Consider the following 11,569-nt stretch of genomic DNA (forward strand, 5'->3'; position numbering starts at 1 on the left):
TTAATTTATTTATCTACTAAATGAATACATAGTCTATACCCTTATTGCCGGAATCTGTAGACTTTTTCATACGTAAGACGTTCGTAATCTCAATATCGTCCCTAGCAATAAAACTACCATCTACTCTAACCGATGTATCACCAGTTACGTTTTTAAATATAAAATCATCACCAGATGAACCATCTGATACAAATTCTAAAGCTGTCGTTCCCTTTAATGAGAAGCTTTTCATTCTGATTGTATTGTTTTTGTAATCAATTCCGAAATCGTTCGCTCCGAAATCGAGTTTTTGATTAGTGATATCTATCGTTAAGAAGTTACCGAAAGTCGTTTTTGTATTTAATTCTACTGCTGATTCTCCAAGAACAACTTTCTGAATCTTTGAATCATCAGTAAGGATGATTTTTGCATCACCTTTTATTAAATTACTATCTTGAATTGAGATATTTCCTACCACTACTTCACCAGAGAATGTTCCTGTGAAGTATCCTTTAGTCGCTTCTAAAGTACCATCTGAGAATACTTTGAATGGAGCAGTAGATTTATTGGGGCCTGCCCAGAACCTTAAATCTTTACCAGTTCCGCCAATACTACTTAATAATCCACCAGTAACAATAAAAGAATCTGTTGGTGCATTGTAGTACCCTAATTCAATATCTCCACGGAAAGTAGCAGCATTGAATTCAGCAGAACCATCGGCATCGATCTTCCAACCTTTTTTCTGTCTTTCATATCCAATAGATTGAGAGGTACCAGATGTAGATAGGTTACCATTTGTATCAATATGGAAGGTCTGTTGACCTGAATCATTGTATACTTGGACATCTCTAAAGTTGGCGTATTTTGCTTGAATTGTTCCTGTTTTAATGTAGTTACCGTCAATAACCGTAACTCCATTTGTGTCGTCTTTAGTAAATAGGTTCGACATGAAATTCTTTTCATCTGATAAAGGTCTGTAGTTCCCATCCATATCTAGATAAAGCGGCTTTGCAGGGTCATAACCTGGTTGATCAGAGTTGCTAATCTTATTTCCTTTTGAATCAAGTGCCCATCCAGAAGCAAAATCAGAGAAGGTTACTTTACCTTTTAAGTTGATATTTTTACTTACTACATCAATAGCTCCTGGTGTGACAGACATAGAAGACGCAATATCAAGTGCTTTAATGTCTCCATTTGGAGTTACTACTTTTCCGATTAAGCCCTCAGCATCTTCATTAGCAGGATTCCAAGCTGTTAGCTTTGATCCTTCTTCTAATTTAACACCAGTAAACCAGTAGGTTCCGTTTGTTCCTCCACCACTTCTACCAATGTATACAACTGCATTGTTTGATTTCGCAGTAAATGTAAAGTACATCTTCACCCATTTATTTTTACCTGCATCACCTGCATCCATAGTTGCACCTGGGTAACCTACACCATCATTTACTTGAATAACTCCTTGCCCAGATGAAGATTTTACATAGCAAGAAACGGTATATTTTTTACCATTTTCAACAGAAACCGTTTGGAACAATCCTTGGTTTGCTCCTGTTGTTGTAAATTTAACTGCTTTATCAAAACCAGGCAAGTCTGTAATATCTTCTACCTGTCTTGCAGAAGGAGATCCCCAGTTTGTCCAACTTGTTGCATCTGCAGTAGAGAAGCGAGAGTTTAAAACAACATTGCGTCCCCCTTCTGTTTTTGATGGGTCATAACCATCAGCAAACATTGAGTTACTATTAATAGAAACCTTACCATTAACAGTTACCTCTCCTGCGTCTGTAATTTCTAATGTAACAGTACCACTGTTGTTTGTTACTCTTAAACGTCTTGCATCGACTGATTCAGCTTTTACAGAATTAGTTTTTAGCTTACCACCATCAATAACAGTTACTCCGTTTTCAATAGTAGTGATTTCATAAGCATCTATTTCTTGCTGTGTAGGCTCTCTAAATACAAGTCGGTCAAAGACAATGTTCTTAACTTTGTTTGTTGTAGAACCAGAGTAGTTAGCAAGTAAATAACCGGCCATAGCTGAGTAGCCAGCTAGATTGTCTGTTGGTCTTTTCATAACTGCTCGAACTGTATACCACTTACCTAACGTTGGAGCAGATACTACATCCGATAGGTGAATTGATGCCCTAGAAGGACTCATTCCATTCCAGTCTAGTAAGACACACGCTCCTGTTATTGATCCACTAACCAACATAAAATCTAACTCAAGCGCATAATACTTGTTATTTGGTAGGTTTGGGATAAAGTATCCTGTTGTAATTTGTGCTCCTATTTGTGCAGTATCTGTTGAAACATCAAATCTCATTGCGCTTCCAGTTCTTGTTAGAGTTGTCTCTTTTGAAACGGTTGAACCAGTCCATGAACTAAGTCCAGCAGGGTATGCCTGAGTCCAGTTAGAAAATGTTGAGTTAATAACTACCTGCCCTTGTTTTAATGCATTGTTAGCATTATTTGCTGCGTCTTGAGCTTTCTTATCTGTATCCGCGATAGCCTTATCGATATCTGCTGGAGCTAACTCCCAAGATGTAGCAACGTTACCCTCTTCGATTTTTAATGAGTTAACACGAATCCACGCATAACCATTAGTCCCATCCAATGCACGTTTTGTACCGCCACCAATTAAGATGTACGCATTGTCGTCGTCGCGATCAGCTGTAAACGTTAGTTTAACACTGTAATAGTTCGTTAAACTTCCTTCAGCGATTGGTGCGAATTTTGGAAAGTTGGTTGTTTTAATATCAGCTAAACGACGATTACCACCCGCTACTGTGTACATTAAGTACATGTAATCCAACATGTCACCCAGTTCGCTTGTTGCCACGTTCATAGAAAGTGTGTACTCTCGTCCGCTTTTAACCGAAAAATTTCTTCCGTCACTTGTCATCCCGATTTTAGTATCTAAAGGAACAGGCAACTGAGTACTTCCGTTTCTCGTTTCCATAAATAATGCTTTTCCTGTCGGCAATAGCGGTTGTGCATAATGACCAACAGATCCAATGCTTCCCCAACGACTCCAACCAGAAGCATCTTTGAAGTCTGTTCCAGTCAGCATTTGAGTACCGCCGACTTTCATATCGTCATATCTTTTATTTGCTGCATCGATTAAATCATTAATGTCTTGAGTAGCTAAGCTCCAGTCTGTTACCTTATTTCCTCGTTCTAATTGGAATCCAGTAACGAGTCCTGCAGTTGCTACTGATGATGAATCCGCCCCAGCATAGACGCTTATTGTGCTGTCTTTTGCAACGAATGTATGAACTACACGAACCCACTTACCTACTTCTGGTTGGGATTTTGTATATGTCCATTTTACATTCGAGTTACCCTCTTGCATCTTAATAACACCAGTTTTAGTTAATTTAAACCAAGCTGAAAGTGTGTAGGTTTCTCCTGTAGTTACTTTAACACTGTCTAATGCAAGACCATATTCACCACTTACGACTGATTCGAATTGAAAACCAGTTCCGAACCCTGCTAGGTCAACATCTACACCTGTGGTTTTTGTTCCACCAGCAGTACCGAAGCCTCTCCATTTACCCATTGTTTTGAATAAAGAGTTTGGAATTATATTGTTTCCACCAACTTGTATGTCTGTGATCATATCTGAAACATCAATAGCCGATGGAGACCAGTTAACAATTCTATTAGCCTCAGAAAACATAACATTTTTAACCCAGTACTTGTTAGTAGCTGTTAATTGAGCACCATAGATAAAGGCTCTGAAATAAGCTGCTGAAGTGATAGTAGGCTTTGTCTTGAAGAGCATTGAGATTCTTGTCCAAGTGTTTGCCTTAGCAACTGTCTCGCTAGAAATCAATGCATTTCTTTCTATTGCATTGTTGTTTCCTCCTGTGTCAAAGAACCAAAAGTGCATTGGAGTTGTACTAGCTATTGTTGTATCTTCACTAAACATAATTTCTGTAGTGTATACGTACTCTGTTCCTGCCTTAATTACAGGGACATTTACTGTATTAGTAGAACTAATGGAACCAACTGCTTCTAATACAGAGAAACCATCCTTTTGAACAATGTTTAGAGACGTACCACCATTTAATATCCAACCATTTAGATTTCTAAAGTCTCCAGAGTTTCTAAGTAAATTGTTACCACTGTTTAGCTGCCCAAGAATTGTGTTTTCAATATCTTCCGGAGCGGGAGACCAGTCCATTGGTTTATTTCCTTTGTATAGAGCAACCCAATCTACAGTAGATAGTGTTGTGTTTTGAGGGTAGTTGTATAGACTCAACGTTCTTTCGTGTCCGCTTTTTGGAGCTATTGCTTTGAATGTTAGGTAAGTCACACCATTTACATATGTTGATGAGACATATCCAACAATGTCTGAACCACCATTTTGCCATATGCCAAACTTCTGTCCTGCAGGAACTTTCCCTTTAATAACAAAAGTGTATTCTTGTCCCACGATCCAATCTTCTGACAGCTTATATATCTTAATAAGATAATCTGTTGTTGAGAAGTCCATGTTAGAGTCTAACAATAGGTTCTTACCACCTACAGAAAGCTTATCAAGATTATCCTGTACCTTAGCAATTGAATCATCAATGTCAGCTTGGGATAAAGAGAAATCAGTAGCGACACTACCTAACTCCCCTTTTACGTTTCTAATTTTAAATGTAAGAGGAGCACCAGTGTTATTAATCACTCCAATATTAGATTGGTCGTATAACTCTGTAGTTGAACTGTCTTTGTTTTTATAAGAGAACCAACATTTAGTCCATGTATTCGCTTTTATATTTCTCCCAGAATTCTTTCTTAGAGCTACATCATCGTTATCATTCGTACCAGATGATGTGCCAATCGGGAAGTTGTTTGTATCATTACTCCATGTTACATCCACAGGTGAATACACGTCGAAACTAACTGTGTACCAACTCCCAATAGGGATAACAGAAAACTTATCAGTGATTCGCACACCTGCTCCCCATGACCCACCAGCACCATCATTAATTGTAAGAGTCCATGTATTTGTAGGATCATCAAATGATGAAGATGCTGCATTGATAGGAACTACTTGTTTTTTTCTAACGATGTTCTGTCCACCGACTTTTAAATTGTCGATTTTGTTATTAGCATTGCTTGCTGAGTTATTAATTGCATCGCTAATTGCTTTCTTGATTTTTTCAGATTCACTAAAGTACGAGTTCATTTTCGTTTTGAATAAATCTCTAGCAGCTGCTGAAGCAAATGAATAAGTTGTGCTCATGTTTGCTAAGATTTCAGAAGCGATTTTCGGAGATACGCTATCCAAGTTTGAATAAGCTGTTGTATATGCAGATGTGGAAACACCAGAAGCGGATTGAGCTAAGGCTAACACTTGAGGGTATTCTGCCTTGATAGCTTCCCAATCACGACTTAATTGACTTTTTTCTAGAGGAGTAATCTTCATATCACTTGTCATATCAGCAATAGCACTCTTACTTGCTTCAGCTTTATTGTCAACGTCAGTAATCAACTTATCAATATCTCTTGTACTTGGAGTCCAGTCGGTAACTCTATTTCCATATTCCAACTTCCACTCTCTATAATCAACATATAAATCCGGTTGTGGTGTTGTTGGACTGGAAATAATATATCTAATTCCACCATACTGAGATAAATCACTTGGTAGCGTTACAGTTGAGTAAACTGTTTGCCATTCAGTTGTGATATTATATATTTTCCCATAGTCTGGGAATTTGAAGTCAGGCGTTCCAGTAGTTTTAAAGACTAGTGCCATCAAAGTCATATCGACATTCTTAGATGCCCTTACCTTATGAGATACTGTAATCTCTTTACCTGCAAGGTTTTCTGGAATATCTGTGAATAGAATTGAATTGTATACACTAAACGTGACAGTATCTGTTCCTTTTTTAGAATTTTTTACTCTTAAAAACTTAGTATTTCCTTCTAATGTCTCTGTCACATCTATTGGGTAATTCGTAGCATGGTTTGATTGCATGCCAAAAAGCTGACTGTTGTCTATTAGATTTCTGACGCCGAATGAAATACTGTTAATCATTTTGTCTACAGCTTCTGGAGCCAATCGATAAGCCGTAGCTTTATTTCCTTGTTCGATTTGGATCTCCCTAAAGATAACTCCCTTACTTCTTGTACTCCCTGCCTTACCTGCATACATTAATACACTATTTGTATTTGCAGATTTCTTAGTAAATGTAAAGACAACTTTACCATCAATAATTGGAACGAACGTGTCGCTACCTTCAGGATAAGGGTATATGGAAATATGAGTATCAGTATCCGGTGCTTGAGTAGTAAATTCAACTTTAGCTGATACTGTGTACTCTTTATTTAATTCCATATCAACATAAAATCTTTCGTAGTTGTAGTTGTCGGCTGCATCTCCATTATTTCTTGGAGGCAACGTTCTTATATCACTATTTTCGATAATTAAATTTCGACCACCAATTTGAAGATTAGTAATCTTGCTATTTGCATCGCTTGCTGATTTATTGATTGCGTCATTGATTGCTTTCTTAATCTTTTCAGACTCGGCAAAATAAGAGCTTATCTTTGTTCTAAATGCATCTCTCGCAGATGCGGAAGCGAATGTATAAGTGGTTGTCATAGTAGCTAATACTTCGGCTGCTATTTTCGGAGTAACGCCATCTAGGTTTGTATAAGATGTCGTATAAGTAGAAGTTGTAACACCAAGAGCAGTTGCTTGTGCTAAAACTTGTGCGTATTCTGCATTAATGGCTTCCCATTCTCTACTTAGTGTTGTTTTCTCTGACGGAGTAACCTTTAAGTCATTTGTTAGATCATCAATACCTGCTTTACCAGCTGCAGCATTATCTTTGATTGTGCTTGCATCTGTTCCGGCTATTTTAGAATCAGAACTAATAACTAATCCGTTTGCATAGATTTTACCGTCTAGGTTTGTATAGAACATCTTGTTCCATGTACCTGCATTGTTCTTCTCAATAGAAATACCTTCAGTTGCATTCAAGATTGTTCTAAAAAGACCATCACCTCTTAAAACGACAATACCTTTATCAGTATTGATAGTAACACCGTTGTAGTCTTCTCCTGGTCTAATACTATTTGCTAGATATGTAGATGTTGCAACTGCTAATCTTGAAAGCTTTTCATAATAAGCATCCCATTTAGCTGTCCATGTAACAGAATCAATTGTTGTATCCCCTGTTAACCAAGGTCTCGGAGTTAATGACTCTAAATATGTTTTTAAATCAATGTAGGCTGTTTCAAAAGCTGTATAATCCGCATGAGTTATTGGAATACCTGAAGCTCTAGCTTCTGCTCTTGCTAAATAAACTTGTCCGCCCTTTGCCTTATCAATCGTTTCAAGAGTAGGAAGAGTTTGTCCAGAAAGAACATCACCTGTGATTTCCATTAGAATTAATTTAATATTTGCTTTTTCGCCTGAAGAAATGATACCGTCACTTCCTGCTTTATCAGCAAAATCTTTTAGTTTTTCTACGTCTTGATAAAATGATGGATCTAATGAGGAAATAGATAATGATTGTTCAACCCAATTAGTCCCGTCCCAACTACTTAATGTATTAGGATCTTTAGTTGTGTCAATCCAAAGTGCTCCTAATGAAGGGTCAGCGGGCGGTACATCTGATACGATTGCATCGTTAATATCAACAAGTGATATGTGCCCAGTTGCTAATACTTCCATATTCTTCCCTTCTTTCTGATTTATGTTTTATTTAAAAAAGTAATAGACTACTTTGTTTTACCCAATCAAAGTAATCTATTACATTATGGAATCGCAACACCTAATTATTAATAATCTGACATAGAAATGTTGCTCTTTGTTTTAAATCCTGTCTGGTAATTGGCACTTCTTTTAATCCTGCATGTGCTTGATTCCAAGGAATATCCTCATTACCACCTTTATCTACTCTTCTCCATAGAAACTGATTGTTTTGTAATTGGCTTGTTACGTCAGTAGAACCTTTGTACACCTGAGCCTTTAATGTCGTTGAAACAACACCTTGTTTAAAGAACATTCCATTTGTACTTATTATTTCTACACGATAAGGAGTTCGTTTTTCTATTTCTTGAAGAAGTTCACCAGGACTATAACCTGGTTCAAACTGTGTATCTGGTCCGATCTGAACCCTACCAGCTTTAATCTTTCCAGCTGTTATTTGGTCTGCATGTAATTCTCCTGTATAGAAACCATCTTCGGTCATGAATGAACCGTCACCAGTCCACTCAGTTACGATGTTTCCTTTTTGGAGCATTGGTCTACAGAAATAAGAATCTCCGTTTTTAGGATGATAGATTCGTAAACGAACTCTTGTCGTTTCTGCAGGAGCAATTTCTGTAACACTAATACGTTGCCATATATCATTTCCTGTTAATATAGAAGTGGTTATTTTTGATGTGATACGAGCGGATTCATTGTAGTATTCGATTTCGACTCTAGGATGCCCACCATCATAAGCGGAGAGTTTTTTTGTAAGGACATATACAGAAGCAGAGTAGTTTTCTCCTACACTTGCAGGAACAAACTTAGAATATGCACTTGAATTTTGCAGAGGTTTTCCAGTGGTAAATAAGTGAAGGCTATTTGTGGTATTTAAACGAACAATTTCACTTACTTCCGAAGTACTAAAGTTTGAATCGAGAGACCAATCTATTGTTCCTTTTCTAAATGTTGCATTGGATACTAAGTTTCTACTCGTCATCTGAATAGAACCAGCAGTTACTTTGTTGGCACTTAACGTTTTGATGTGAGCATCTGTGATACTAGCTTGTGCGATTTCAGCTTCACCAATAGCTCCTTTCTCAATAACTCCACTACCTGCAACAATAGAGTTTGCTTGTAAGTGATTAGCATTAACAGATTTCGCTGCTAACTCTCTTGCAGTAATAGATTCCGCTACCAACTTATCAGCGGTTACTGTATTGGCTGCAATATGCTTTTTACCATCAACTGCTCCTTCTTGGATTTTCGGATTCGTAATGGCCCCGTCTGTAATACCTTCTGAGTAAACACCCTTTTCATCGTACAGAACAGTTACTCCATCAGCACCACGAACACGTAACCCATAAAGGGATCCATCAGCATTAACATCACCAATAGATACACGCTCAACAGGTGTTTCTTGATTATCAAAAACTTGTAATCTATTACCTGTAATTCTTAAATGACCATTTGTTCCTTGTAGGGTAACTTGCCCAGTATCAATCGTACCTGCAACAATCTTATTAGCTACTAAGCTAACAATCTTTGCATCTGTGATACTACCGTCAGCAATTTGAGCAGAGTCAACTGTACCTTCACCAATAATCGCTCCATCAATAAAAGCATGTTTGATACTTGCGTTAATTGCTTCAATTACAGAAGCTTGTAATCTATCGAAGTCCGCACTACCTGCTGAGATTTCTAAAGCTTCAATTAATCCGGCTGAAATGTTTTCAGCTTTTAAAGCACCAATTTGTGCAGCATCGATTTTAGCTTGTCCTGCATAAAGGTTAATAGCTTCAACAACCATACCTTTAATATGACTTGCAGTTAACGTACCAATCTTTGCAGAGTCAATTACAGCAGTTTCAATGGACGCGTTAATTGCTTCAATTACAGCTGCCTTAATATGGTCTGCATCAAGTTGTCCGATCTTTGCTGAATCAATTACAGCTTCCCCTGCATACAAGTTAACAGCTTCAATAACTGCCCCCTTGATTTTATCTGCTGATAGTTCACCAATAACTGCATTATTAATTTTTGCTTGTCCAGCAGAAATGTTTGAAGCATAAATATTGATTGCATCAATAACATTGGCTGCGATATGTTCTGCTGATAACTCGCCAATAACAGCTGTATTGATTTTAGCTGTACCAATATAAGCGTTAATTGCTTCAATGATATTGGTCTTGATTGCTTCAATGTTAAGTACCCCTGATTTAATAGCTCCTGCATCAATGTAATCAATAACACCACCGTGTAAGAAGTCGTTTCCTGCTATTGCATCATAACCACCGGGACCATTCTTAAATACAGCAGCAGGTGAGTTATTGATTGCCCTAATAACAGTATCCTTGATTGAATCCGGAGTTGCACCACTTCCAGTTAATCCAGAGATTTTCGAATAATGGATTAGGTGATCATTGTCATTAATTGCATTAACAAGAGTTTCAACACCTTCAGAACCGTAAATGGCACTTGCGAAATCAATTGCGCTACCAGGGACTTGTTTATCTTGCCATGTGTAGATTGAAGGATTTAACCCTACTCCTTTTATGTGGCATTCATTTTTTACTTTATCGAATACAAGACTTCCTTTAGAGAAAGAACGTGATGTTGCAGTTGCTTCTTCTACGTAGACTGGATTCTGTGCTTTCCATTTCCCTAATTCAAATCCATGAAGATATCTTTCCACCTTCTCATTTAAAGCATATCGACTCTGAGGGGCGAGACTGTATCCATCTAAGTTGTACAGCGTAGATAACATTTTTCCGTATAGATAAAGCTTGTTGTTATCGTTACTTGCATCTGCTGTATCTTCAACGAAAATCTGAATTCCTCTTTCTTTCTGAGCTTTGTTTAAATTGAAAACAACGGAAGGAATTACCGTGGAATTATTTTTAGCACCATTTAAAACAAAAACATCCTGTGCCAGATAGATGTCGTCTTTTAATGTTTTAAGGTCTACTTGTTGAAGGTTGTTTTTATGGGGCTTATTAAATAATGTGGTTTCTATTTCACCAGTGATAACTGCTGCCATTCCTCTTTCATGAATATATTGAAGAATTTGGTTTTGTTGCGATCTGTTCCATCCATTTTCAAATCCAAAATTAGATAGTAACACTCCATGAAAACCTTTAGATTCGAACCATGTTATATCAGCCTCAATGTTATTTAAAACAACATTAGGATAGTTGATAATACCATATAGCATCGTTCCACTCTTCTTAATTTCATCTACAAAGAAATTAAAGTTAGTAGATTCTTCTTTATTAATCATGACATGGGGAATGTAACTAAAGGCATTGATTCGTTTTTCGATAGAATCATACGTGTTAATAGATGCACCTCTATAACCAACGAATAACGGGCTACCAAAATCAGATATGGTTGCCTTATCTACTTTTTTATTAAGCTCATTTGAAACTGTGCTTCCTAGTTCCTTAAAGTTAATGACACGTTCTATTCGTTCAATAGATTCCTGAAGTTCATTAACATCTTCAGACATGACGTAATCTCCATTGGGATCCCCGTCATACTGTGCATCCTTCTTACGGACAAACTCAGAAAAAGGCACAGGGAAAATTAATTCCTTTTCCATACATTCACCTACTTTGTCTTTAGTATGTTTCTTTTATAACCATTACAAATTACTTTTGCTATAAAAAACGGGACGGAATTATCCGCCCCATTGATTAATAATTACTTCCTATTTTTGGTTGCTTTTCTATAATTCCATTTCGCCCATCACACTTCACCCATTTACGTAAGTTTTGATCATAGATTTCAACTTCGAAATGGGTAAGATTTGGATCATCGACATAACTCCACTGTAAGTGGGTTGTATTAGTATCCTTTTCATAATACTGGAATACTCCTAATGGATAATTCAAACCA

Annotated in this window: 3 protein-coding genes; all 3 read right to left on the reverse strand. The window is 37.2% G+C overall.

All coding sequences use genetic code 11. The features are described from left to right. Window positions 1-16: 16 nt before the first annotated feature. Entirely contained in the window at window positions 17-7,654 is a 7,638-nt protein-coding gene (locus ACS2MN_RS25400) for a phage head spike fiber domain-containing protein (protein WP_346994584.1), read from the reverse strand. 100 nt (window positions 7,655-7,754) lie between these two features. Beyond that, window positions 7,755-11,273 (reverse strand): hypothetical protein, encoded by a 3,519-nt coding sequence (locus tag ACS2MN_RS25405; RefSeq protein ID WP_346994585.1) that lies wholly within the window; start codon window positions 11,271-11,273, stop codon window positions 7,755-7,757. Window positions 11,274-11,367: 94 nt separating this feature from the next. After that, window positions 11,368-11,565, reverse strand: a complete 198-nt coding sequence (locus tag ACS2MN_RS25410; RefSeq protein ID WP_097881321.1) for a hypothetical protein — start codon at window positions 11,563-11,565, stop codon at window positions 11,368-11,370. Window positions 11,566-11,569: the final 4 nt, after the last annotated feature.

Source organism: Bacillus cereus group sp. BceL062 (genome assembly GCF_051780025.1).
In the GTDB taxonomy this organism is placed as follows: Bacteria; Bacillota; Bacilli; order Bacillales; family Bacillaceae_G; genus Bacillus_A; species Bacillus_A toyonensis.

Bases quoted from the DNA above. Each gene is read 5' to 3' on its own strand.
- ACS2MN_RS25400 (WP_346994584.1), bottom strand. From the start codon at position 7,654: ATGGAAGTATTAGCAACTGGGCACATATCACTTGTTGATATTAACGAT.
- ACS2MN_RS25405 (WP_346994585.1), bottom strand. From the start codon at position 11,273: ATGGAAAAGGAATTAATTTTCCCTGTGCCTTTTTCTGAGTTTGTCCGT.